Raw genomic sequence first — 23,588 nt, 5'->3', positions numbered from 1 at the left:
AATTGGTTTGGTGGTGTCCCAGCTGAACAGTAGCTTTGTTTATAACCCATATTTGAACCCGGTGGTTTCGGTCGCCGGTTTTATTTTGGCTGAAAAGTACATATTCAACTTCCTTTTTTGAACATATGATTCGATACAAGCAGTTTACATTGGGTAATGGCCTTCGGGTAATTGTGCACGAGGACTTTTCGACACCCATGGCTGCGGTCAATATTTTGTACAACGTCGGGTCGCGGGACGAAGATGAGGAACGCACCGGTTTTGCACATTTGTTTGAGCACCTGATGTTTGGCGGTTCCAGGCACATTCCCAGCTACGATATTCCGGTGCAGAACGTAGGCGGCGAGAACAATGCATTTACTTCACCGGATATCACCAATTATTATATCACATTACCGGCCGAAAATGTCGAAACGGCATTCTGGCTGGAATCGGATCGCATGCTGAGCCTTTCGTTCGATCCGAATGTGCTGGAAGTGCAGCGCAAGGTCGTTATCGAGGAATTCAAACAACGGTATCTCAACCAGCCTTATGGCGACCTTTGGCTCAAACTTCGCCCGCTCGCCTATAAAAAACACCCGTATCGCTGGGCTACGATCGGAAAAGACATCGGCCACATCGAGCGCGCCACGATGGGCGACGTGAAAGACTTTTTCTTTCGTTTCTACCGGCCCAACAATGCCGTAATGGTTGTTGCCGGCGCGGTAACTTTCGAGAAGGTACAGGAACTGTCCGAAAAATGGTTTGGAAATATTCCGGCAGGCCCTACCTACGTGCGTAACCTGCCGCAGGAACCTCCACAAACCGAAGCCAGACATCTGGAAACTTCGGCTTCCGTTCCCCTCAATTCGCTGATCAAGGTTTTCCACATGCCGGGCCGGTACGATGAAGGATTTTATGCCGCCGACCTTCTGAGCGATGTTTTAGGCAGAGGAAGGTCTTCGAGATTATATCAGAAGCTATTGAAAGAACGCGCGCTGTTCAACAGCGTCAGCGCGAGCATCGTTTCTTCCCTCGATCCTGGACTGCTGATGGTGAAAGGCAACCTCAATCCGGGTGTTTCGCTGGAAGACGCGGACAAAGCGGTGACGGAAATTTTGCAGGAAGTCGTCGAAAACGGTGCTTCGGAAGAAGAAGTGGTCAAGGTCAAAAATCAATCGGAAGCTTCGCTCGCGTTCTCGGAGGTTGAACTACTCAACCGGGCAATGAACCTCGCATTTGCAGCAAACGCCGGTAATGTGGATTGGGCCAATACGGACGCGGATATCATCAGGGTGCTCACTCCCGATGATATCAATAATGCAGCCAAAACCATTCTGCGGCCTGAAAATACATCGACAATGTATTACAGGACGGAAGCGAAGTAACGCTGCAAGTAAAGAAAGAGACTGTATCAAATGGATAATGTCCCCCTTCACCGCGCTCAGGGGGGACACCGAGGTCTAATTATATCGGAATCATTCCTCCGGCAGGAATGTCAGATAACTGAAATTCTGCTCGTTGAACATTTCCACAGCGATTTCCTGCAACTGCCCGGCGGTAATTTGCTCGATTTCGGAAAAAATCTCCGGCAACGAATCCACTTTCCCGTTGTCCAGAATGCTTTTGGCCATCATCAGCATAAAACTCATGTTGCTTTCCTCCGACATTGCCAGCTGCCCCATCAGCTGCACTTTGGTCTGATGCAATTGAAGGGTCGACAAAGGCACTTCGCGGATGCGTTTCAGCTCTTTATGGATCAATGCAATACTTTTGTTCAACTGTTTTTTCTCCGTACCAAAGAAGATACCCATGAAGCCGGTATCGAGATAAGGCGTGTAACTGGCCTCGATCGAATACACGAACCCGTATTTTTCCCTGAGCGAAAGGTTGAACCGCGAGTTCATTCCCGGCCCGCCCAGCAAGTTCACCAGCATAAAAAACGGTAACCGGCGTTCGTCGAGCAGCGAATACGCCGGCTGGCCCATGGCGCATTGTGCCTGCTGGATCGGGCGCTCGCGTTCCTGGCGCACGGGCGTGTAAGTCACCGGTGCTTTGCGCTCGCGGGCCGTCTTCCGGTGAGGCACACTCCCCAGGTATTTCTCCGCAATGCGGATCACGCGCGAAAACGGCAGGCGGCTCACCGACGACACCACAATGCGCTCGGTGTCGATGTTATGGTTAATAAATTCATACAAATGCTCCCGTCCAAAGGTATTGACCGTTTCGGGCGTGCCCAGGATGTTGCTGCCCAATGCGTGGCCGGGAAAAATCAGCTGGTCGAAATCGTCCTGGATAGCGTCCTCCGGCGAGTCGACGTACATCGACATTTCTTCCAGGATCACATTCCGCTCCCGCTCGATCTGCTTGTCGGGAAAAACGGAATGGAAAGTGATATCGGCCAGCAAATCCATCGCCTTCTCGAAATGATCGTCGAGTACCGAGGCGTGGAAGCAGATTTTTTCTTTGGTCGTATAGGCATTCAATTCGCCACCTACATTTTCCAGTCGGTTGATAACGTGGTAGGAGCTTCTTTTTTCGGTGCCTTTGAAAGCCATGTGCTCCCAGAAATGGGCCAGACCTTGCTGGTGGGGCAGTTCGTCGCGGCTGCCGATATCGAGCATGATGCCGCAATGCGCTATTTGCGTGTAAGGAACCTGCTTATGTGCAATGCGGATCCCGTTGGCCAGCGTGTGTATCTGATATTCTTCGGCTAGTGAAAGGGAGGATGCTTTGGGATTGCCCCGTTTGCGGACATTGTTTCTCTTCATTCCTTTGTAACACAAAATAGCCACCAATAATTTTCGGTGGTATCCGCAAAAATACGGACTTTTGCCCGGAAACCCTTGCAGTTCCCCATTATGCGCATAGGATTTGACGCCAAAAGAGCGTTTGCCAACAAAACAGGTCTCGGAAATTACAGCCGCTTTATTCTGAATGCATTAATGATGCACGAGTCGGACCACGAGTACCTGGCCTATACGCCCGGAAACAACCGGCATTTGTTCGATGAATACCCGGAAGAGTCAATACATTACCCCAAGGGCTTCATTAATCGGAAGTTGTCGGCCTACTGGCGCTACGCGCGCATTACGCGTCAGCTGCGGGAGGATAAGATTGGCATTTACCACGGCCTCAGCAACGAAATCCCGCAAGGCTTGCAGGCGGCGCGTATCAAATCTATAGTAACCATTCACGACCTGATTTTCGAACGGCTTCCGCATTTGTTCAAACCCGTCGACCGCGCCATTTACCGCCACAAATTCAAATCCGCCTGCAAACGTGCTGACTCCGTGGTAGCCGTGAGCGATCAGACGCGCCGTGATCTAGTCGAGCTGTACGGTGTAGATGACTCCAAAATCAAAGTCATTTACCAGGATTGCAATCCGGTATTTAAAAAACAGCTTTCCTCCGGGGAACAAGCCCGCATTTGTGCCGAATACGGCATTACCGGGCCATTTATCCTTTGTGTAGGCACATTGGAAGAACGCAAAAACCAGCACCGGCTTGTAGAAGCATTTGCCCGGTTGAAAGACCACGGTTTCAAATTGGTGCTCGTCGGAAAACCAACGGCCTATTTGCAGAAAATCAAGGAAACGATCCAGCGGTTGAAGCTCGAAGAGCGCGTGCTTTTGCTGCATAATGTCTCCACGCCGCATTTGCCTGCATTGTACCAGGCCGCAGAAGTATTCGCCTACATTTCAATTTATGAAGGCTTTGGTATTCCAATCGTCGAAGCATTGCACAGCGGTACCGCCGTTTTGGCTGCGAAAGGTTCCTGCCTGGAAGAAGCCGGCGGCCCCGGCGGGCTCTATGCGGACCCTTATCAAACAGAAAACATCAGCGAACAGCTTCACAAACTGGTCACTGATGTTCACCTTCGGAATTCGTTACCGGAAGCGGGAAAATTACATATTCAACAGTTTTCGGGAAAACATATTGCCGGGCAGCTTGTTCAGCTTTATAAAAGCCTGAGCTGATTACTTCTCGCGATATTGTTCGATAATCCGGTATAATGCCTTTTGTTTTTCCAGATCCGGGAAGAAATCGAAAAGCTGGTCGTGGCCGTCGTAATCCAGCGTCAGGCCAATTTCAAGATTGACGAGCGCCTCCCGGTATTGCCCGGCGTGGATCTGGTAAACAGCCATACGGTAATACAGGTCGGCTTCTTCGGGCATTTCATCGATCGCCGCTTGCAGCAAATCGCAGGCACGGGCATAATTGCCTTGCTCAAACAGCACATACGACCATTTCAGCCAGATATCCGGATTGGAGGGCTCGATTTCCGCCGCCTTTTCGAATGCCTCGAATGCCGAAACGACATTTCCCACTTTAAACTCGGTTTCAGCCAATGCCAGCCAGTAATCCGGATTGAGTTCGGTTATCTGGATGGCTTTTCTCAGGAAGCCAACCGCCTCATACCAGCGGCCCAATTCGCTGAAACAAATTCCAAGGCCATACCAGCCGTCGTCCCACTGGCTATCCAGCTTCACCGTTTGCCGGTAATATTTGATGGCGGTTTCGAACTCACCCAATTTCTCATAGCAAGTGCCCAGATTGCAGCAGGTTTCGGGCTGGTCGCCTTCCAGTTCTATGGCCCGGAAAAACTGCGCTTTCGCGTCTTCATACTTTTCCAGCGCCATATAGGAATGCCCCAGCTGGAAAAACGCCGAAGCGAAATCGTCCCTAATCAGCGTCGCGTACTCGTAAGCATGAACGGCATCCTCGTGGCGTTCCAGCTTGCTGAATGCGATCCCGAGATTGTACCAGGCATGGTGCGAGAACGGGTCACGGTCGACCAGGTCGTTGTAATATCCCAAATGGCTTTCCAGCTGCCCCACCAGGTCCAGGCAATGGGCCAGTTCGTACAGCGCATTCTCGTTGTTCAGGTTATTGCGAAGCGACCGTTTGTAGTATTTGATCGCATCTTCATATTTACCCCAGTTCTGGTAAGTCTGCCCGATCTGGAAGTAAATTTCATCGCGGTCCTCTACCCTTCCGAGCAGGTTTTCGAGTATTTCGATCGCCTCTTCGTATTCCCCCATCATATTGGCTACCGCCACCTGCATGAAAGAAATTTCGATATCACCCGGGTGGAAAAGCGAGGCGCGCTCCAATATTTCGAGGGCCATTTCGTGCTCGCCCCGGTTGGCGTGCAACTGGACCATGCTTAGCAGCAGGTCCAGGGAATAGGGATAGTCCGTCAACCCCATTTCGCAAGCTTTGAAAGCTTTTTCCCAATCCCCCTTTTCTATGTAATGTACTGTAACCTTTTCGTAAGTGTCCAAATCAAAAAAGACCGGCTCGCTGGTTTTCAGCATTCTTTCGAACCTGAGCAGTGTCTCCTTCATATAGTCCTTCCTTTCACCGAAATTTTTCTCCATCATACGAACCGCTAGGTTAGAATCGAGGGCAAACGCACCACTATTAATGAAAGAAAGTTATAAAATAATTCCCCGGATTTCAAATCCTCCGGAGCAAACTTTCGCTAATGCGGGACACCGTTTCCTCAATAGGCTGAAACTGAAAATCCAATGCTTTCCTGACCTTGGTATTGTCATAAGTAATTTTCCGCGCCGCCGATTGCGCAGTTTCCCTGGTAATCAAAGGCTTTGTGCCCAGCAACCAGGTCCTGACCGCTTCCACGCGCCATATTATGCCGGCCAATGCCGGACCCACTTTGAAAGTCGGTCTTTTCCGGTTCATTTTATCCGCTATCATATTGAACAAATTATGATACGAAATGCTCCCCGCATTGAGCAGGAAACGTTCACCGGTAATTTCGGAGTTCGCCAGCCGGTATACGGCCTCGGCAACATCCCTGACGTCCACTACGTTGGCGATACCTTCCGTATAAAACGGTTTTTCGCGGTAGACGTACCTGAAAATCTGCGTGCTGCTCTTCTCCCAATCCCCTTCGCCGAGGATCAATGTAGGGTTCACGATGACCGCATCCAGCCCCTCCGCGATCCCCCGCCACACTTCCAGTTCGGCGAGTTGTTTGGTTTTGGCATATTCCGAATTCTCCGGCGAATCTTCCCAGCGTTGTTCCTCGTTTAAGACCACGGCCTGGCCGGCGGCTTGTTTGCGCGGGTCGGGGCGGCCTATGGCGGCAATGCTGCTTACATGTACCAGTTTTTTTGTATGGTATTTCAAACAAACGTTCACCACATTGGCGGTGCCTTCGCCGTTAACTTTGTACATCATTTTCCGGTCGCGGGGCACGAACGACACCACCGCCGCCGTATGCACCACATAATCAACCCCGCTGATCGCGTCTTCGAGCGAGAGAATATCGAGAATATCGCCTTCCAGCCAGCTCAGGTTCGGGTGCTTATCGTCCAGCAGGCGCCTGTCCGCCCCCTGGCGTGCCAACGCAAACACTTCATGGTTCTCCGACAGGAACTTCCGGGCCACCGCGCTGCCCACCAATCCTGTGGCGCCGGTAATGAGTATTTTCATGTAAGCGGAACAAATTGTTTGGATCAAAGTTCGTAGTAAAAAAGCAGTTTGTCACACCATTGCGAGCCTTTTTACTAATTTTACGCTCCGGCCACACCGGGGAGCTCCCGGGCTCCGACGATTGAACCACATTCAAATCCCTGAATTCAAATGCCGATTTCGAATCCCAAAAGATATACTGTAACAGCAGCGCTGATTTACGCCAACGGCCCGATCCACATCGGCCATTTGGCGGGCTGCTACGTTCCAGCCGATATATATGTACGCTACCTGCGCTCTTCCGGCAAGGAAGTCGCTTTTATAAGCGGTACCGATGAGCATGGCGTGCCCATCACCATCCGGGCCAAAAAAGAAGGACTGACGCCCCAGCAGGTAGTCGATAAGTACTACGAGCAGATCGACGCCTCTTTCAAAGCACTGGGCATTTCCTTCGACGTGTATTCGCGCACCAGCAAGCCGGTCCACCATGAAACTTCCCGCCAGATTTTCAGGGATTTATATGATAAAAAGGTATTCATCGAAGAGACCACCGAGCAATACTATGACGAGACCGCTCAGCAGTTCCTCGCCGATCGTTATATCGTAGGCACCTGCCCTGTTTGCGCGAACCCCAATGCATACGGCGACCAATGCGAGCGCTGCGGCTCTACGTTGAGCCCATTGGAACTGAAAGACCCGCGCTCGACCCTCTCGGGCGCCAAGCCGGTTTTGAAAGCGACCAAAAACTGGTATTTGCCGCTCGACAAAATGCAGCCGGATATCGAAGCGTATGTCAACAGCCATTCCGAATGGAAAACCAATGTATTCGGCCAATGCCAGTCGTGGTTAAAAGACGGCCTGAAACCCCGGGCTATGACCCGCGACCTCGACTGGGGGATCAAAGTACCTGTTGAAGACACCGAGGGCAAAGTATTATATGTGTGGTTCGAAGCGCCGATCGGCTACATTTCGGCTACCAAAGACTGGCTCATTCAAAAAAACGGTTCCGATGATGGTTGGCAGAAATGGTGGCAGCCGGCCAAAGATGCTGCGGAAGGCGAGACCAAGCTCGTCCATTTTATCGGGAAAGACAACATCGTTTTTCATTGTATCATTTTCCCGGCTATGCTGATGGCCGAGGGCAACTATATTCTTGCGGATAACGTGCCTGCCAACGAGTTTATGAACCTCGAAGGCGATAAAATCTCGACGTCGCGCAACTGGGCTGTGTGGCTGCACGAATACCTCGAAGAGCTGCCCGGCAAGCAGGACGTGCTGCGTTACGTGCTTACCGCCAATGCGCCCGAAACTAAAGACAGCGAATTTACCTGGAAAGATTTCCAGACCCGCAACAATAGCGAACTGGTAGGTATTTACGGTAACTTCATCAACCGCGCGGTAGTTCTCACGCAAAAATTCTGCGAAGGCAAAGTGCCGCAACGCGGCGAATTACAGGACATCGACCGCGCTGCGCTCGCCGACCTGGCGGCATTCCCCGGAAAAATCGCCGATTCGATGGAAAATTACCGTTTTCGCGAAGCGCTGGCGCTCATTATGGATTTGGCAAGAACCGGAAATAAATACCTCGCCGACACCCAGCCCTGGCACGTGGTTAAAACCGAGCCGGAACGCGTGAATACGATTTTGAACATCGCATTGCAGATTTCCGCAACGCTGTCGATCGTCTCCGAGCCGGTGCTGCCATTTACAGCCGCTAAAATCCAGGAGCAGCTGGGTATTCCGGGAAGAACCTGGCGGGATGCCGGCAATGCGGATTTGCTGACGCCCGGTCAGCTGGTTCTCGAAGGCAAGCTGCTTTTTGAAAAAATAGAAGACAGCGTCATTGAAAAGCAGGTTCACAAACTTCACGACGCGAAACGCCTCAACGAACTGGAAGGAAAAACGGTAGCGCCGGTAAAACCTGAAATTCAATACGACGATTTCGCGAAAATGGATATCCGCATCGCCACCATCCTGGAAGCCGAAAACGTTCCGAAAAGCAAGAAACTTCTGAAATTGCTCATCGATATCGGTTCGGAGAAACGCATCGTGTTAAGCGGCATCTCAGAGCATTTCAAACCGGAGGAAGTAATCGGCAAAAAGGTGCTGTACCTCGCCAACCTCGCCCCGAGAAAAATGATGGGAATGGAAAGTCACGGAATGATACTTATGGCGGAAGATCGTGACGGCAGCCTGGCTTTCGTTCAACCGGGCAAAGATGTCTGGAACGGCGGGACCGTCAACTGATGGCGTCGGCCCTGCAAAAGTGTAATGATCATTGCAGGGCCTCTCGCTTTTACTGAAATTCCTTTCTCACCGAGTCGTAAATCGAGTGCACCCGTTCTACCAGCGACAGGCATTCGTTATCGGTAAGGTGATCGATGGTATTGCTGACCGCATTCGACACCACGCGACCTTCCTCGTTCACTCTGGCGCCTTTCTGCCTGATCATACTAAGGATACTCTCCCATTCGCCGACCAATCCATCGGAAAAATACCTGGGTTCAATGATGTTGAAGTAGGCCGACTGCGATTTCAGTTTCTGCCTGAGTTTGGACTGGTCGCCTTTGAGCTCGTTGACAAGCTTTGTCAATTCAATAAAAGCGAAAATATTTGACTTTTTCATAACGTTGAGATTGAGGAGCAAAAGGGATTTATAATGCAAGATACGGATATGTCACTCCTTTTTTAAAAAGTGTGGAATCTTTACTCAATCTTAATGCATTCTGTTGGAAGGGTACAACCACTACCTGAATTAATACTATAACCTCAGCTTCGTACAGTCACTTTTTTCATCACTGAACGGACAATTTCTGCCGGGCCGGGTCATAAAAAAGCCCGGCTGATGCCAGGCTCTGTTTATGTTTGATCCATAAGTTACCAACGTTCGATATCGACCTTACGGTGATAATCTCCCTGTTCGTCCCCGAACGGGAGGAAAAGCACCAGCTGACGGTGCGCATCGTCGTATCTGGCTGAGATGTTGTCAATATCCACCCCGTCCGGGATGACGAAGGTATTGATGAAACGGATTGTCTTCCACTGCTCTTCGTCGGACAAATTTTCCTGTGAAAAAATCGGCAGTAAGTGGAAAAGCTTTAAGTTATTCGAGTTTCGCTTACCTTTTACAACTTCCAACTGCAAATCCTCAACCTCGATGCCAGGAATTTTCACAATAACTTCAAACCCGTCCGACCCTTTGTCAAGCTTAATAGAGGGCTCACTCATTCCACCGTTCACTGTGTTGATAAAATCTATGTTCATCAACATCTCCCGTGGTATTTTCAGTTTGCTTTCCATAGCTATCGCGTTTTAGGTTCACAAGTTTTACTTATTAACGAAAAACTGCGTGCCAAAGATCGTTTTCCGGCAAAAAACTATAAAGACTGCCGTTGCCGGGAAGCGCTTGTGTGTTAAAAATCAGCAATTAAAGCGGGGCGAGGCGTTTCAGCACGAACCGCCGCCCGGCGCGGAAGAAACGAGCGAGAAATGCCAAAATTGCAGCACCACAACGTGTAATACGCCAAAATGACACAAAAAACACGGTACAGTCATCATCCATCGCTGTGCCCCAGGCTACGATCGGGTGCGATGACATCCCTTACGCGCTGCTTGATTTCTTTTGGTTCCGGAAAGTGCCCCTCGCGCTTTCGATCCCAGAGAAGTTCTTCATCGATGGTGATGGTGAAGCGCCCGGCCACCTCTGAAGGCCGGAGCTGCACGGCGTACAGGTCATCCGTGAAAGTAGTGAGTAGCTCTTGCGCCATCCAGGCCGCGCGCAGCAGCCAGCCGCATTTGGGGCAGTACTCGATTTCTATGGTTGGTTTCATGTCGTCATTTACAATAAGTACCAAAAATCGGCATTGGAGGTAAACAATCAAAAAAGCCGCGAAGGATATCCCTCGCGGCAACGGCAAAATATCAACTACACATGAAGTAAATTTGACTTTACCGGTGGTTGGTCAGCAAAGTCTAGGGCAAATTGGCCCCTCTCCCGCCGTTTGCGTCGGATTTTCTTGTGTTTCTCGCGTTTTCAGGAGCGGTAATGTCTTTCCCATTTTTATCGACTCCCATAAAAATCAGAGTTTGCTTTCCTTCTTATCTTTCGCAAAGTAAAATCGAATGCCCATGCACCCTTCTATGATAACACCTTCTCAAAAACGGATAGGACCGAGCTAGATACGCATCTGCTGCCTTGATATTAGATACAGTTATAAGAATACTACTTAAAATTGTCATATAGATCTCAATTTTATACTCCGACTCTACGGTTCCTCTCGAAGATCGTACTCTTTAGGGCGTTTCACGCCAACAGTGAGACGACCGCCCTGGCGCAAGACTGTGAGAGCATGTGGACTTACATAGTATGCCTTGATCTTCTTCCAAAGTCGTTTGAGATCTTTGGATATCTGCTTCCAAAGCTCGATTGATGCTTGATCATCTGACACGGTAGAAAGTTCCCCCGCGACTATGACCCCTCCATCTCCATATTCACCACCGGGACGAAAAACAACGCTCCGTGGGTTCTCCGATTGATCAATAGCGATCAAGGTACCACCGCGTCGCTGAGGAACTATCCGTGGTTGAACACGTTCTTCAAGCCGAACGATCAAGAATGATGGTTCAAGAACCTGATCGCCAGTAATTGCGACACCAAAAGATTTAACTTGTCTATGATCCAGAAATTCATCGGGATAGTGATCGTGCATACCTGCCTGTATGTACTTTAATTCTATTCGCGATGAAACATCATCAAGTGCATCACAGAGATCCTTACAGGTCGCGTAAAAACGAAGCGCATGCCCTCTCATTTTGAAGTTGGTTAGATGGATTGATAATTTAGCACTGATAAACAGTCGCTTAACGTCCGCATAATAGCTCACGCCACAACCCAACCCAAAATAAATAGCCCATCAACCCGTTTGGGTTATCCGTCGGCAAAAAAAGCCGCGAAGGATATCCCCCGCGGCTTTCCGATATAACCTAACCCTTTAATCTTTGATGAGAAAGCTTTTTACAAGACTTCCCTAACGCTTTACAAATGTACAGCACTCTGCACAAGCATTTTAGCGCAAAAATCCCCGATTTTGCGGAAAGGTAGGCTTACAAGGGCGGCATCGTATTATTGCTTAACGGGCATACGTAAAATTACGCGATTTTCGGAGACACAGAACAAAATTTACTGATTCACAACAAGTTACAAAACAACCGTTTAATCAATTACAATCGGTTGCCTTGACCTTCCCTGACCGGATATTTACATTTACATTGCTTAATTGTTAATAATTTTTACCGAAAATTATGGATACCAGAAAATTTACAGGACGGGAAGGGCGGCTGATTTCGGCATCGGAAGCCCGGGAACTTACTACTCCACATCAGAAAAGGGAACACGACTTCAAAGCAAGAGGCGAGAACTACGTAAAAGCTGAGTTTTTCGGCATACACACATTCAACGATCTGATCAAACTCCATGGTGAAAATTGTGTCGGGTTCAGGGTATATTACGGTTTGAGGGATGAAGAGGAAGAGGACGATACCAAAACAACCAAGTCCAAAAAACCAACACCACGGTTGGTGCTTGTACCCGTTGACGAAGATGGCAACGACATTATGAGAACAGTGCAAGCGGGCGGCTTGAAGGATATGCCTGTTCAGGACGGCGCCATGACCGGCGGGCCGCTTTGCCCACGTCAATGTTAGGAACGTTTCGTAATCGACACACTTATGCTCGATATTTATTCTGCATACATTATCCGTAATCCGATTTCCAGTATTGCAGTTTTTATCACAGTTTTACCACTAACACTCACTATCATTAGAAAAGCTTTTCACGACAAGTCGCTCCGGCTGCTTTTTTGTTACCTGGTTATTAAGCTGGTCATTGATGTCGTGATGCTCTATTTTGCATCGAACAGGACAAATAACCTGATATTGTATAACCTGAGCATCCCGCTCTTTTACGCACTGTTGGGCGGGATGTTTTATTTCAAGTTCGCCGGAATCGCACAAAGGCGGTTCGTACTGGCTTCCATTATCGGGGTTTTCATATTCAGCGCGTGGGATCTGGTCAATTCAAACGAAAATTTGAGCGATCTGAGCGAACACAGACTGGTCCTTTACGCAAAAACTGTCGAAGGGGTTTTGATGATCTCACTTATCCTGCTCTATTTTTACGAGATTATCAAAGCACTTCAAATACCTAACTTGCTGACGTTCCCATTCTTTTGGGTATGTTCGGGATTGTTGCTATATTATTCAAGCCTGATTTTTCTGGCACCGGTCCTCCACTATGCATACACCTGGAACAACCAGATGGACCTCGGTATAACCGAGTCCATACCAAGCATTTTTGAAATACTTTGTGCCTTGCTTTTTAGCATCGGCATTTATCATTATTCACCGAAGGATTATGCAAAATAGTGAAGAATTGAAATGGGCACTTCTGATAGCCTCCCTGGCTATGCTGGCCATGGCTTTTTGCATGATTGCCTTTGTGATGTATTACCAGAAGCGGAGATTCGAGGAGGAAAAGAAAATCAACGACATCGAAAAAAATTACAACCGCCTCTTGCTCGATACGGCGTTGAACTCCGAGGAAACCGAACGCCGGCGGATCGCGCAGGATTTGCATGACGATATTGGTACAATGCTGTCACTCACCAAGCTAAGTCTCAACCAATTGAGTAAATTAGTAGCAAATTCGGGCGACGAAAAGGAAGAAAGCATTATGAAAAAGTCCCAATCGCTCGTGGAGGAAACGATCCTGCACGTGCGCCGCATCACACGTGACCTGGTGCCGACCACGCTGGAACGATTCGGGTTGATGGAGGCGATAGAGGAGTTTATTCACAAACTGGAAGAGGACAACAACCTGGTCATATCGTTCCTGTCGAACACCGAGGAATTTCCGCGTCAGGGCCAGAAGCTGGAACTGACGCTTTACCGCATTATGCAGGAACTGGTTAACAACGCCATCAAGCATGCAAGCTGCACGAAAATCGATATTGTGCTGGAAATCGACGAAGAAATGATAGGTTTGCGGGTTACAGACAATGGCGTGGGTTTCGACCCCGAAAAAATTAAGGAAAGCAACCTGGCCGGGCTCGGCCTGCTGGGGATCGAAAGCCGGTTGGCAATCGTTAACGGCACAGTTCAATACGAACAGCCGGCCAAGGGCGGTTCCAGCGCCATTGCGAGGATTCCGGTAAATCCGGCTTCCGGTAACAAACCTGAACCATTACATCCATTCCGTAAGGAAAAGGTGAATATTTAATGCTATGAGCACCCTTAAACTTGGAATTGCCGACGACCACGAACTTTTCAGAAAGGGGTTTATCTCCATGCTGAGCGGCATTCCCGATTTCGAATTTGTGCTGGAAGCCGGCAATGGCCAGGAACTCCTGGACCGCCTGCCCGGCAATACGCCTGACATCGTTTTTATGGACCTGCAGATGCCGGTTATGGACGGCATACAGGCCACCGAAGCCGCTTTCGAGCGTTTCCCTAACATCAAGATTATCGTTGTTTCGATGTATAACGAGGACCGTTTCGTGATCCACATGCTCGAAAAGGGCGTACAGGGCTACTTACTGAAAGATACCAGCCCCGACGAGGTCGAAAAAGCGATCAGACGCGTGCATGAAGAGGGTTTTTACTACAACGACTTCGTTTCAAAGGCCATGCACCGCAAAATGGTGAACCGGCAGGTCAACAAGCACCCGTTCTTCCCCAACGCATGTAATGTGGCGCTTTCCTCCCGCGAAAAAGAAGTGCTTCAACTAATCTGCGACGGTCTTTCCACTACCGAAATCGGCGACAAACTGTTTATCAGCGTGCGTACTGTCGAAGGGCACCGGCTGCGGGTTCTGGAAAAAACCGGGACAAAAAGCACCGCTGCTGCGGTTGCCTTCGCTTACAAAAATCAACTGCTGAGCTAAGTACATGCTTCATGGTGGAAACTTCGGGGCTTTATGCTATATTTCCCCGAGCCATTCCGTGACAGCCATTCCCATGTACAGCTATGAAAGCCCTGATCGTCTGCACCAACAACGACACTTATCCGACCAAAACCTCGAAAACAGGCCTATGGCTGAATGAGCTGACGCACTTTTACGACGTAATGGCCAAAAGGCGCATCCTGATGGACTTTGTGAGCCCGCTGGGCGGCACTGTACCTGTGGATGAAAGAAGCCTGGACCTCAAAGACGAATGCAATGCCCGGTATTGGGAAGATGCCGCCTTCCGGCAGAAGCTCCGGAACTCGTTCAAACCGTCGGATGTCGACGCGGCCGACTACCGCCTGATCTACTTCGCGGGCGGCCATGGTGCGATGTGGGACTTTCCCGCGAGCGTAGCGTTGCAAAACCTTGCGAAGACGATTTACGAGCGGAACGGCATGGTAACAGCCATCGCGCACGGCGTTTGCGCGTTACTCAACGTCCGCCTTTCGGACGGCACGCTGCTCATTCACGACAAATATGTTACGGGCTATTCCAATGTAGAAGAAGCGTTGGTCAGCTTTGTAAGCGAAGTGCCTTTTTACCTCGAAGACAAATTGAAGGAATGCGGCGCCCATTACACTAAAGCGATGATCCCCTTCGTGGAATTCATTGAAATGGACGAACGCCTCATTACCGGCCAGAATTCGCATTCCGCCCGAAAAGTGGCAACCAAAGCCTTGGAAGAGCTTTTTGAAAAATAGAATTATCTGGTCAATTCTCCGAAAAGCGAGCGAAAAGTGGGCAGGACCAGGTCCTTTTCCGAAACAATGGGCGCCGTAACTCCCCAATCGATATTCAGGTCCGGATCGTTCCACAGAATACCCGATTCCGACTCCTTATTGTAAAGATTGGTGCATTTATAGCTGAAAATAGTGTCCTCCAATGCCACAAATCCGTGTGCGAAACCTTCGGGAATGTAAGCAATATTGTTTTGCTCGCCGCTTAGTTCGAACACCTCGTGCTTCCCGAACGTAGGTGAGTCGGGACGGATATCGACAGCCACGTCGAGCACTCTTCCTGTGATCACGCGGACCAGCTTGCCTTGCGCAAACGGCGCGTTCTGAAAATGCAGGCCCCGCACAACGCCTTTTTTTGAAAACGACTGGTTATCCTGAACGAAATTCACGGGCAGACCGAGTTTGGCAAATGTCTCCTCATTATACGATTCAAAGAACATTCCACGGTCGTCGGCGAAGACCCTTGGAAAAATTTCAACTAGACCGGCAATGGAAGTTTCTCTAATCTGCATATAGTCGTTATGTGATTGGTTGGAGCAAAGTTTAATGTTGGGGCAAATTTATGAATCTATTGGAAGAGGTTGTAATTTCACCGCAATATTTACAAAATCATGATTTATCAAGAGCTCTTCCGGCAAATTTCGACTAAAAGGTCCTATTTGTGTGTGGGTTTGGACACGGATATCCAGAAAATCCCGGCGCATTTGTTGAAAACCGACGATCCGATATTTGAATTTAACAAACAGATCATCGACGCGACCGCCGACTATTGCGTTTCCTATAAGCCCAACATCGCATTCTATGAAGCACTGGGACCCAAAGGTTGGGAGAGCCTTCAAAAAACAGTCGAATACATTCCCCGGAGCCACTTCACCATTGCCGATGCCAAGCGCGGCGATATCGGAAATACGTCGGGACTGTATGCCCGCGCGTTTTTCGACAAATCGTCGTCAGGCCTTGATTTCGACTCCATTACCGTGGCGCCTTACATGGGTGCCGATTCGGTGACGCCGTTTCTTGCATATGAGGATAAATGGGTGATATTGCTCGCATTGACGTCCAATCCGGGCAGTACGGATTTCCAGCGGCTCGACGTCGGCGGCTCAATGCTGTATGAAAATGTATTGCGCACCTCGCAGACCTGGCCGGGCGCGGAGCGTATGATGTACGTGGCAGGTGCAACACACCCATCCGATTTCGGGAAGATCCGCGCCATTATTCCCGATCATTTCCTGCTCGTACCGGGCGTTGGCGCACAAGGCGGCAATCTCGAAGAGGTGTCGAAGTTTGGTATGAACAAAAGCTGCGGGCTGCTGGTAAACGCGTCGCGCAGCATTATTTACGCTGGCAATGGAACCGATTTCGCGGAAAAAGCGAAGCAGGAAGCCAAGGCACTTCAACAAGAAATGGCCGTTTATCTCGACAAATATTGTAATTAATTATCCCGGCATCCATTGTGCCCGCTTTCCAAATGCAACTCTCTGACCATTACCCCTATTCCATCCAGGGAATCGACCCTATTCAGTTAATCAACCAGTACGGAAGCCCGCTTTACGTGTACGATGGCGCAACCATTCGCCGGAAAGCCGCGGAACTGCAACATGCATTTGCGGGTGTGAACATGAAGATCAAATATGCCTGCAAGGCCAACACTAACCTGGCCGTGCTGCAATTGATGCGCGAAATCGGTGTGGAGCTGGATGTGGTATCTCCCGGAGAGTTTGAAATGGGAAAAATCGCCGGCTACGATGCCGGCCAGATTACATTCACGCCCAGCGGCGTGCATTTTGAGGAAGTGCGGGAAGCCGTAGATGCCGGCGCGATCGTCAATATCGACAGCATCCCGTTGCTGGAATGGTTCGGGCAAACTTACGGCAACACCAGACCTTGCATGATCCGCATCAAGCCCAATGTGGCGGCAGGCGGGCACGCCAAAATCATGACGGCACATGCCGATTCGAAGTTCGGTATCTCGGTATTGCTGCTGGACCAGATTCTCGAAGTGATCAAAAAATACGATATTAAAGTCATCGGGCTGCACCAGCATACCGGGTCGGATATTAAGGATGCCGAACCGTTCCTGAAAGTGGCCGACATCCTTTTCGAAACCGCAAAACACTTCCCCGATCTTCAGGTGGTAGACCTGGGTGGCGGGTTCAAGGTCTCCTACCTTCCGGGCGATGCCATTACGGACATGGATTTACTGGGCAAAAAAATCTCGAAACGGTTCCAGGCTTTCTGCAATGAATACGGCCGCGAGTTGCAACTCTGGTTCGAGCCCGGCAAATTCCTGGTCAGCGAATCGGGCTTCCTTTTTGTGACTACCAATGTGGTAAAGGAAGATCCGGCACGCAATTTCGTGCATGTGGATTCGGGCCTTAACCACCTGATCCGCCCGATGATGTACGGATCTTACCATCACATTCTCAATATTTCAAACCCGAAGGGCGAATTGAAGCATTACAATGTGGTAGGTTACATTTGCGAAACCGACACTTTTGCCTCCGACCGCGAACTTCCCGAGGTGCGCCAGGGCGATGTGCTCGCATTCCTGAACGCAGGCGCATACGGATTGACGATGAGCTCCAACTACAATGCCCGCGTGCGCCCCGCCGAAGTGCTGATCGACAATGGCGTGGCCAAACTGGTGAGGCGCCGCGAAACGCTGGAAGACCTGCTCAAAACCCAAATGGATATTTGATATTACCAGGAATTTGAAACAGGAAGCTGCACAGGGCCACCCGTGCAGCTTCTTGCATTTAATGCATTCTTTTAAGTCAAAAATTCAATACATTTAACCATTAACCTACCTTTAAATCGACTTGTTATGAAAGCTCTGTACATCACACTTCTGACCCTGGCATCGGTATTCGCGCCTTATTCGGGACGTGCGCAATCCAACATCGCTTATGATTCGACGTTAGCGAAAAAACTGAATGCGGATGAATACGGTATGAAAAAATATGTGATGGTCTTCCTGAAAACCGGAAGTGCCGCGAATGTGCCTAAGAGCAGATCGGACAGCGCATTTGCCGGCCACATGCAGAATATCAACCGCCTGGCCGCCTCCGGAAAGCTGGTGGTAGCCGGTCCATTCTTTAAAAACGACAAATACCGCGGCATTTTCATCCTCAATGCAGATACAATCGAGGAAGGCCGGAAGCTCGTGGAAACGGACCCCGCTGTGCAGGCGGGGCTCCTGGATATGGAATTGCTGATGTGGTATGGTTCCGCGGCGCTGGCCGAAATACCCGAAATCCATAAGAAGATCGAGAAGAAAAGCCATTGACTTCTTGCCATTTTGTCCGGAACAGCCCCTTCCCGTCCCATTTTTGAGACAAAATTTCCGATTCTGCCTGTCGGCACACCATTTTTCATGAAGCATCGTATCACTAACAAAGCGATTCAGCGCCATGAATTTTAATCAATATACCATTAAAGCACAGGAAGTGATCCAGCACGCCGCGCAGATGGCCCAGGGCAACCAGCAGCAGGCTATCGAAACCGGGCACGTGCTGAAATCCATTCTGGAAGAGGACCCGAACACGTCATTATTTTTATTGAACAAACTCAATATCAGCGCCGACGTTCTCAACAACCGTCTGCAAAAGATATTGGACGGCTACCCGCGCGTGAGCGGAGGCCAACCCTATCTGGGCAACGATATGGCCGCTGCCAGTGGCAAAGCACAGAATTACCTGAAAGAATTCGGCGACGAGTTCATCAGCATCGAGCTGCTCATGCTGGGTATACTAAGCGGAAAAGATTCCACAGCCAACCTCATGAAGGAGCTGGGTTTCAAGGAAAAGGAATTGATCAATGCTATCAAAGAACTTAGAGGAAAGAATAACCCTGTGAAAGATCAAAACGCAGAAGCCAAATACCGCTCTCTGGAACGGTACAGCAAAAACTTGAATGAATTGGCCAAAGCCGGCAAAATCGACCCGGTGATCGGCCGTGACGAGGAAATCAGGCGGGTATTGCAGATTTTGAGCCGCCGTACGAAAAACAACCCGATCCTGCTCGGCGAGCCGGGTGTGGGTAAAACCGCGATCGTGGAAGGACTTGCACAACGTATCGTGCAGGGCGACGTCCCCGAAAACCTGAAATCGAAAACCATCGTATCGCTCGATATGGGTTTGCTGATCGCCGGCGCCAAATACAAAGGCGAATTTGAAGAAAGGTTGAAAGCGGTTATCAAAGAGGTAACCGATTCGGAGGGCGAGATTGTGCTTTTCATCGACGAAATCCACACGCTGATCGGCGCGGGTGGCGGTGGCGAAAGCGCAATGGACGCAGCCAACTTGCTTAAACCCGCACTGGCCCGTGGCGAACTGCACGCGATCGGCGCCACTACGCTGAAAGAATACCAGAAATACGTCGAGAAAGACAAGGCTTTGGAACGCCGTTTCCAGGCGGTAATGGTGGACGAGCCCAGCATTCCCGATGCGATCAGTATTCTGAGGGGTATCAAGGAGAAATATGAACTGCACCACGGTGTCCGTATTCAGGACGACGCGGTAATTGCCGCGGTGGAGCTGTCGAACCGCTATATCAGCGACCGTTTCCTGCCAGATAAGGCCATCGACTTAATGGACGAGGCTGCCTCCAAATTGCGCCTCGAAATGGACAGCGTTCCCGAAGAACTCGACGAACTCAACCGCCGGATCATGCAGCTCGAAATCGAGCGCGAGGCGATCCGTCGGGAAAACAACAAAGACAAAGAAACTGTCCTGAATAAGGAAATCGCCGATCTCAGCGAGCAACGCAATACACTGAAGGCCCAATGGGAAAACGAAAAGGGTAAGGTGAACGAAGTCCGCGCGCTAAAAGAACAGAGCGAACAGCTGCGCCTGGAAGCCGAACAGGCCGAACGCGCAGGTGATTTCGGTAAGGTAGCGGAGATCCGTTACGGACGCATTCCCGAAGTACAGCGCAAATTGGAGGAACTGCAAAAATCGGAGCATGCGGAAAGTCTGATGCAGGAAGAGATCACCCCGGAAGATATCGCCGAGGTGGTAGCCAAGTGGACCGGCATTCCCGTCAGCAAAATGCTGCAAAGCGACCGTGAAAAGCTGCTGCAACTTGAAACGCATCTGCACCAGCGCGTGGCCGGGCAGGACGAGGCCATCGAAGTTGTTTCTGACGCAGTACGCCGCAGCCGCGCAGGTTTGCAGGATGCGAAAAGGCCTATCGGCAGCTTCCTTTTCCTGGGCCCGACGGGTGTAGGTAAAACCGAACTCGCCAAAACCCTGGCGGAATACCTCTTTAACGACGAGAACGCCATGGTGCGGATCGACATGAGCGAGTACCAGGAACGCCACGCAGTCAGCCGGCTAGTGGGCGCGCCTCCGGGATATGTGGGCTACGACGAAGGCGGCCAGCTCACCGAAGCAGTCCGACGCAAGCCATACAGCGTGATCCTGCTCGACGAGATCGAAAAGGCCCACCCGGATGTCTGGAATATCCTGCTGCAGGTACTCGACGAAGGCCGCCTGACCGATAACAAAGGACGCGTCGCGAACTTCAAGAACACGATCATCATCATGACGTCTAACATTGGCAGCCACATTATCCAGGAAAAATTCGCCGAAGACGAAGGCTGGAACCGGACGCTGATTATCGAAGAAGCCAAACAGGCCGTGCTCGATCTGCTGAAAGCGTCGGTAAGGCCGGAATTCCTGAACCGGATCGACGAGATCGTGCTGTTCGAACCATTGACGCTGAAAAACATCCGCAAAATTGTGGATATCCAGTTCAAAGGCATTCAGAATATGCTGAAAGAGCAGGGAATCACACTCGACGCGACAGATGAAGCGCTTAACAAACTGGGTGAAGAAGGTTTTGATCCCGCATTCGGGGCACGACCGCTGAAACGGGTGCTCCAGAGAAAAATCCTGAACGAATTGTCGAAAGGTATTTTGAGTGGGCAGGTGGCAAAAGATGCGGTCATTATGATGGAAGTCAACTCCCAGGGCGACCTGATCTTCGAGAACGTCGGTGGCGTGGAGATATAATCAAGGAATAATGCAAATACCCGGAGCGGCAGCAATGCCGCTCTTTTTATTTTCCCAAATTGAGAATGCCCCACGGCTTTTTCCCAGGGTGTGGAGCAGGCACAACGGCTGCCCGGATGCGTGCTCGACCCAATTAGCAGTGTTTACATTGGCATAATTTTTGTACAATTATTTACCGCAATAATCTAATCATTAATCTTCAACGTGAATCCATGGAACAATCACTGAATTTGATCAAAGTCGCTATACTGGTTGCCGATGGATTCGAGCAGGTTGAAATGACCTGTCCCAGAAAAGTCCTAAACCAGCATGGAGCGACCACCCATCTCATTTCGCCAAACAAGGACATTGTAAAAGGATGGAGCCATCTCGACTGGGGCGGAAACCATGCGGTGGATGTACCTTTGGATATGGCTCGGCCCGAGTATTACGACGCCCTTTTGCTCCCCGGAGGCGTAATGGGCCTGGATGCGCTTCGCATTAACCACAAAGCCGTGGATTTCGTCCGGGCATTTTTCCTCGCGGGAAAACCGGTAGCGGCTATTTGTCACGGGCCGCAGATCCTGATCGACGCCGACGTAGTTCTCGGCCGCACGCTCACCTCGTACCTTGCCATCCGTCAGGACCTCGAAAACGCGGGGGCTATCTGGGTGGACCAGGATGTTGTCACCAATAACGGACTGATCACAAGCCGTACCACCGACGACCTTTCAGCGTTCGTCGACACGATGATCCGCGAGTTCAATATGGAGCTGCACCATTGACCGGAAATTCAAATACCTGGCAAAGGCATCCCGAAACGGATGCCTTTTTTACTTCCATTTCAGGCCAAAATTTTGGTATTTGCCCTTTCATTATTTTGCCTTTCCGAATGACACTCATTTCGCTTCAAAACGTTTCTGTCCGCAAATACGAATCAACGGTCCTTTCTGAAATCAACTGGAATATCGAACAAGGCCAAAACTGGGCAATTATTGGACCGAACGGCTCCGGGAAGTCGGTGCTACTGGATGTAATCGCCGGAAAATGGCCCATATTGACCGGGAAAATAGCCTATGGCTGGCATACGCCGCTTCGGGAAACCGTCGAACTGGCATCCAACGACTATTCATTCAACCGCATTGTCAGCGCGGGTGCCGAATATTACCAGCAGCGTTTCCATGCCTGGGAATCCGAGCGGGCCCCTACTGTGCGTGCGATCCTGACCGACCAGCTGAAACCGGTGGGAACCGTCGACGACAAATCCGTGAAGCTCGATCCCTCCAAAGTAAGCGACGAAGAACTGGCCCGGGTAAGTGGCCTGCTGTCTATTACCCATTTGCTCGACCACCCGTTTGTAACCCTTTCGAATGGGGAAACGAGGCGGATGCTCCTGGCGAAGTCGCTCCTGAAAAAGCCGAAGGTACTCATGCTCGACAATGCGTTCAGCGGCCTCGACGTGCATTCACGGGAAGTACTGCGCAATGCATTGGCCGAGCTGACCACGCAGGGCGTGACCATTATTATGGCTACTACCGCAACGGAAATCCCGCCCAGCATTACCCACGTGCTGGAACTGGAAGCCGGCAAAATTGACGCCGTAATGCCGGTGGCGGAGTTTAAAGCCACGGGCACACATACTCCGCACTTTCCCCAGCCCGATCCCCGGAAACTTGCGAATTTCGGCCATCCGGAGTTCACCGACTTCCAAAACGCGTTGGATTTAAGGAATATCCGCGTCAGATACGGAGACGACCAGATCCTCGACGGCGTGAGCTGGAAGATCGCCAAGGGGGAAAAATGGGCGCTGTCGGGGCCGAATGGCTCGGGGAAGTCCACATTACTCAGCATTATCACCGCCGACAACCCGCAACGCTTCGCGAACGACTATGACTTGTTCGATCAAAAGCGTGGTGGCGCAGGCGCTTCCATATGGGACATCAAGCAAAAGATCGGCCACGTTTCGCCTGAACTGCATTTGTATTTCCCCAGGAATACGACTGTTTTCAAAACTATCGCATCCGGTTTTTTCGACGCTACGGGGGTTTTCTTCAAGAAACTGACCGAAATGCAAATCGGGCGGGTACATGAAGTAGCCGAGCTCCTGCACGTCCGTGAATTGATCGAAAAGGACTTTTCACAGCTTTCGAAAGGTCAGCAACGAATGGTGCTGCTGGCGCGTGCATTGGTCAAAAACCCGCCCCTGCTGATCCTCGACGAGCCTTGCCAGGGATTGGACACCGAGGCGATCGACTATTTCAAATCCGTCGTGGACGCGATTTGCGACACCGATCAGCGGACGTTGATCTACGTTTCGCATTATCCCAATGAAATTCCGGGCTGCGTGAAACATTATCTGAAACTGGAAAAGGGAAAAGTTGTGAGCTCGTAATTCCAACTAATGCTGCGAAACGGGCATCACCTTTTTTCTG

Annotated in this window: 22 protein-coding genes; 14 read left to right on the top strand and 8 right to left on the bottom strand. The window is 50.3% G+C overall.

Features of this window, described 5'->3' with window-relative positions; genetic code table 11:
- The first annotated feature begins 125 nt into the window (after positions 1-125).
- A complete protein-coding gene (locus ABV298_RS18645; RefSeq protein ID WP_353717691.1) occupies positions 126-1,367 on the top strand; it encodes a pitrilysin family protein in 1,242 nt (413 codons plus the stop codon).
- A gap of 90 nt (positions 1,368-1,457) precedes the next feature.
- On the opposite strand, the gene ABV298_RS18640 is transcribed toward ABV298_RS18645, so the two are convergent.
- The gene (locus tag ABV298_RS18640) at positions 1,458-2,750 is read right to left on the bottom strand and encodes a pitrilysin family protein (protein ID WP_353717690.1); all 1,293 of its coding nucleotides are present in this window, start codon (positions 2,748-2,750) and stop codon (positions 1,458-1,460) included.
- A gap of 90 nt (positions 2,751-2,840) precedes the next feature.
- Here ABV298_RS18640 and ABV298_RS18635 point away from each other — a divergent pair, with 90 nt between their 5' ends.
- Entirely contained in the window at positions 2,841-3,959 is a 1,119-nt protein-coding gene (locus tag ABV298_RS18635; RefSeq protein ID WP_353717689.1) for a glycosyltransferase family 1 protein, read from the top strand.
- Here ABV298_RS18635 and ABV298_RS18630 read toward each other — a convergent pair whose 3' ends face one another.
- Positions 3,960-5,366 (bottom strand): tetratricopeptide repeat protein, encoded by a 1,407-nt coding sequence (locus ABV298_RS18630; protein WP_353717688.1) that lies wholly within the window; start codon positions 5,364-5,366, stop codon positions 3,960-3,962. It lies immediately after the preceding gene.
- Positions 5,367-5,442: 76 nt separating this feature from the next.
- On the bottom strand, positions 5,443-6,441 hold the full coding sequence (locus tag ABV298_RS18625; RefSeq protein WP_353717687.1) for an NAD-dependent epimerase/dehydratase family protein: 999 nt from the start codon (positions 6,439-6,441) through the stop codon (positions 5,443-5,445).
- Between the two features lie 150 nt (positions 6,442-6,591).
- Here ABV298_RS18625 and metG point away from each other — a divergent pair, with 150 nt between their 5' ends.
- Complete coding sequence (metG, locus tag ABV298_RS18620; protein WP_353717686.1) at positions 6,592-8,667, top strand: methionine--tRNA ligase; 2,076 nt, start codon at positions 6,592-6,594, stop codon at positions 8,665-8,667.
- 49 nt (positions 8,668-8,716) lie between these two features.
- On the opposite strand, the gene ABV298_RS18615 is transcribed toward metG, so the two are convergent.
- The 4 genes from ABV298_RS18615 to ABV298_RS18600 all read right to left on the bottom strand — a co-directional run bounded on the left by ABV298_RS18615 (position 8,717) and on the right by ABV298_RS18600 (position 11,231).
- Positions 8,717-9,046: a hypothetical protein gene (locus ABV298_RS18615; protein ID WP_353717685.1), complete on the bottom strand. Its 330-nt coding sequence runs from the start codon at positions 9,044-9,046 to the stop codon at positions 8,717-8,719.
- 251 nt (positions 9,047-9,297) lie between these two features.
- Entirely contained in the window at positions 9,298-9,720 is a 423-nt protein-coding gene (locus ABV298_RS18610; protein ID WP_353717684.1) for an Hsp20/alpha crystallin family protein, read from the bottom strand.
- A 254-nt stretch (positions 9,721-9,974) separates the two neighbouring features.
- Positions 9,975-10,250 (bottom strand): SelT/SelW/SelH family protein, encoded by a 276-nt coding sequence (locus ABV298_RS18605; RefSeq protein ID WP_353717683.1) that lies wholly within the window; start codon positions 10,248-10,250, stop codon positions 9,975-9,977.
- A 435-nt stretch (positions 10,251-10,685) separates the two neighbouring features.
- Positions 10,686-11,231: a hypothetical protein gene (locus ABV298_RS18600; RefSeq protein WP_353717682.1), complete on the bottom strand. Its 546-nt coding sequence runs from the start codon at positions 11,229-11,231 to the stop codon at positions 10,686-10,688.
- 490 nt (positions 11,232-11,721) lie between these two features.
- Between ABV298_RS18600 and ABV298_RS18595 the strand changes: the two genes are divergently transcribed.
- The 5 genes from ABV298_RS18595 to ABV298_RS18575 all read left to right on the top strand — a co-directional run bounded on the left by ABV298_RS18595 (position 11,722) and on the right by ABV298_RS18575 (position 15,124).
- The gene (locus ABV298_RS18595; RefSeq protein ID WP_353717681.1) at positions 11,722-12,123 is read left to right on the top strand and encodes a hypothetical protein; all 402 of its coding nucleotides are present in this window, start codon (positions 11,722-11,724) and stop codon (positions 12,121-12,123) included.
- A 24-nt stretch (positions 12,124-12,147) separates the two neighbouring features.
- Entirely contained in the window at positions 12,148-12,843 is a 696-nt protein-coding gene (locus tag ABV298_RS18590; RefSeq protein WP_353717680.1) for a hypothetical protein, read from the top strand.
- On the top strand, positions 12,833-13,696 hold the full coding sequence (locus ABV298_RS18585; RefSeq protein ID WP_353717679.1) for a sensor histidine kinase: 864 nt from the start codon (positions 12,833-12,835) through the stop codon (positions 13,694-13,696). Before ABV298_RS18590 ends, ABV298_RS18585 begins: the two co-directional genes overlap by 11 nt.
- 4 nt (positions 13,697-13,700) lie before the next feature.
- A complete protein-coding gene (locus ABV298_RS18580; RefSeq protein WP_353717678.1) occupies positions 13,701-14,360 on the top strand; it encodes a response regulator transcription factor in 660 nt (219 codons plus the stop codon).
- Between the two features lie 83 nt (positions 14,361-14,443).
- The gene (locus ABV298_RS18575) at positions 14,444-15,124 is read left to right on the top strand and encodes a type 1 glutamine amidotransferase domain-containing protein (protein WP_353717677.1); all 681 of its coding nucleotides are present in this window, start codon (positions 14,444-14,446) and stop codon (positions 15,122-15,124) included.
- A 2-nt stretch (positions 15,125-15,126) separates the two neighbouring features.
- Here the strand turns inward: ABV298_RS18575 and rfbC are convergent, their stop codons facing one another.
- Positions 15,127-15,672: a dTDP-4-dehydrorhamnose 3,5-epimerase gene (gene rfbC / locus ABV298_RS18570; RefSeq protein ID WP_353717676.1), complete on the bottom strand. Its 546-nt coding sequence runs from the start codon at positions 15,670-15,672 to the stop codon at positions 15,127-15,129.
- 99 nt (positions 15,673-15,771) lie between these two features.
- Between rfbC and pyrF the strand changes: the two genes are divergently transcribed.
- From pyrF to ABV298_RS18540, 6 genes are all read left to right on the top strand, one after another.
- Complete coding sequence (gene pyrF / locus ABV298_RS18565; RefSeq protein WP_353717675.1) at positions 15,772-16,599, top strand: orotidine-5'-phosphate decarboxylase; 828 nt, start codon at positions 15,772-15,774, stop codon at positions 16,597-16,599.
- Positions 16,600-16,631: 32 nt separating this feature from the next.
- Positions 16,632-17,861, top strand: a complete 1,230-nt coding sequence (gene lysA / locus ABV298_RS18560; protein ID WP_353723210.1) for a diaminopimelate decarboxylase — start codon at positions 16,632-16,634, stop codon at positions 17,859-17,861.
- Between the two features lie 126 nt (positions 17,862-17,987).
- On the top strand, positions 17,988-18,449 hold the full coding sequence (locus ABV298_RS18555; protein ID WP_353717674.1) for a YciI family protein: 462 nt from the start codon (positions 17,988-17,990) through the stop codon (positions 18,447-18,449).
- Between the two features lie 124 nt (positions 18,450-18,573).
- On the top strand, positions 18,574-21,177 hold the full coding sequence (gene clpB / locus ABV298_RS18550; RefSeq protein WP_353717673.1) for an ATP-dependent chaperone ClpB: 2,604 nt from the start codon (positions 18,574-18,576) through the stop codon (positions 21,175-21,177).
- Positions 21,178-21,389: 212 nt separating this feature from the next.
- Positions 21,390-21,941 carry a type 1 glutamine amidotransferase domain-containing protein gene (locus tag ABV298_RS18545; RefSeq protein WP_353717672.1) on the top strand — a complete coding sequence of 184 codons (552 nt, stop codon included), beginning with the start codon at positions 21,390-21,392 and terminating at the stop codon, positions 21,939-21,941.
- A 107-nt stretch (positions 21,942-22,048) separates the two neighbouring features.
- Complete coding sequence (locus ABV298_RS18540; RefSeq protein ID WP_353717671.1) at positions 22,049-23,548, top strand: ATP-binding cassette domain-containing protein; 1,500 nt, start codon at positions 22,049-22,051, stop codon at positions 23,546-23,548.
- The last annotated feature ends 40 nt before the right edge of the window (positions 23,549-23,588 follow it).

The sequence above is a fragment of the Dyadobacter sp. 676 genome, from assembly GCF_040448675.1.
GTDB lineage: Bacteria > Bacteroidota > Bacteroidia > Cytophagales > Spirosomataceae > Dyadobacter.
This window is presented reverse-complemented; position numbering and strand designations above follow the sequence as displayed.

What these genes read in the sequence shown, in the direction of transcription:
- ABV298_RS18580 (WP_353717678.1), top strand. Translation starts at nt 13,701, where the DNA reads ATGAGCACCCTTAAACTTGGAATTGCCGACGACCACGAACTTTTCAGA.
- ABV298_RS18605 (WP_353717683.1), bottom strand. Translation starts at nt 10,250, where the DNA reads ATGAAACCAACCATAGAAATCGAGTACTGCCCCAAATGCGGCTGGCTG.
- ABV298_RS18610 (WP_353717684.1), bottom strand. Translation starts at nt 9,720, where the DNA reads ATGGAAAGCAAACTGAAAATACCACGGGAGATGTTGATGAACATAGAT.
- metG (WP_353717686.1), top strand. Translation starts at nt 6,592, where the DNA reads ATGCCGATTTCGAATCCCAAAAGATATACTGTAACAGCAGCGCTGATT.
- ABV298_RS18575 (WP_353717677.1), top strand. Translation starts at nt 14,444, where the DNA reads ATGAAAGCCCTGATCGTCTGCACCAACAACGACACTTATCCGACCAAA.
- rfbC (WP_353717676.1), bottom strand. Translation starts at nt 15,672, where the DNA reads ATGCAGATTAGAGAAACTTCCATTGCCGGTCTAGTTGAAATTTTTCCA.
- ABV298_RS18615 (WP_353717685.1), bottom strand. Translation starts at nt 9,046, where the DNA reads ATGAAAAAGTCAAATATTTTCGCTTTTATTGAATTGACAAAGCTTGTC.
- clpB (WP_353717673.1), top strand. Translation starts at nt 18,574, where the DNA reads ATGAATTTTAATCAATATACCATTAAAGCACAGGAAGTGATCCAGCAC.
- ABV298_RS18635 (WP_353717689.1), top strand. Translation starts at nt 2,841, where the DNA reads ATGCGCATAGGATTTGACGCCAAAAGAGCGTTTGCCAACAAAACAGGT.
- ABV298_RS18585 (WP_353717679.1), top strand. Translation starts at nt 12,833, where the DNA reads ATGCAAAATAGTGAAGAATTGAAATGGGCACTTCTGATAGCCTCCCTG.
- lysA (WP_353723210.1), top strand. Translation starts at nt 16,632, where the DNA reads ATGCAACTCTCTGACCATTACCCCTATTCCATCCAGGGAATCGACCCT.
- ABV298_RS18590 (WP_353717680.1), top strand. Translation starts at nt 12,148, where the DNA reads ATGCTCGATATTTATTCTGCATACATTATCCGTAATCCGATTTCCAGT.
- ABV298_RS18555 (WP_353717674.1), top strand. Translation starts at nt 17,988, where the DNA reads ATGAAAGCTCTGTACATCACACTTCTGACCCTGGCATCGGTATTCGCG.
- ABV298_RS18600 (WP_353717682.1), bottom strand. Translation starts at nt 11,231, where the DNA reads ATGAGAGGGCATGCGCTTCGTTTTTACGCGACCTGTAAGGATCTCTGT.
- ABV298_RS18595 (WP_353717681.1), top strand. Translation starts at nt 11,722, where the DNA reads ATGGATACCAGAAAATTTACAGGACGGGAAGGGCGGCTGATTTCGGCA.
- ABV298_RS18640 (WP_353717690.1), bottom strand. Translation starts at nt 2,750, where the DNA reads ATGAAGAGAAACAATGTCCGCAAACGGGGCAATCCCAAAGCATCCTCC.
- ABV298_RS18630 (WP_353717688.1), bottom strand. Translation starts at nt 5,366, where the DNA reads ATGATGGAGAAAAATTTCGGTGAAAGGAAGGACTATATGAAGGAGACA.
- ABV298_RS18625 (WP_353717687.1), bottom strand. Translation starts at nt 6,441, where the DNA reads ATGAAAATACTCATTACCGGCGCCACAGGATTGGTGGGCAGCGCGGTG.
- ABV298_RS18645 (WP_353717691.1), top strand. Translation starts at nt 126, where the DNA reads ATGATTCGATACAAGCAGTTTACATTGGGTAATGGCCTTCGGGTAATT.
- ABV298_RS18545 (WP_353717672.1), top strand. Translation starts at nt 21,390, where the DNA reads ATGGAACAATCACTGAATTTGATCAAAGTCGCTATACTGGTTGCCGAT.
- pyrF (WP_353717675.1), top strand. Translation starts at nt 15,772, where the DNA reads ATGATTTATCAAGAGCTCTTCCGGCAAATTTCGACTAAAAGGTCCTAT.
- ABV298_RS18540 (WP_353717671.1), top strand. Translation starts at nt 22,049, where the DNA reads ATGACACTCATTTCGCTTCAAAACGTTTCTGTCCGCAAATACGAATCA.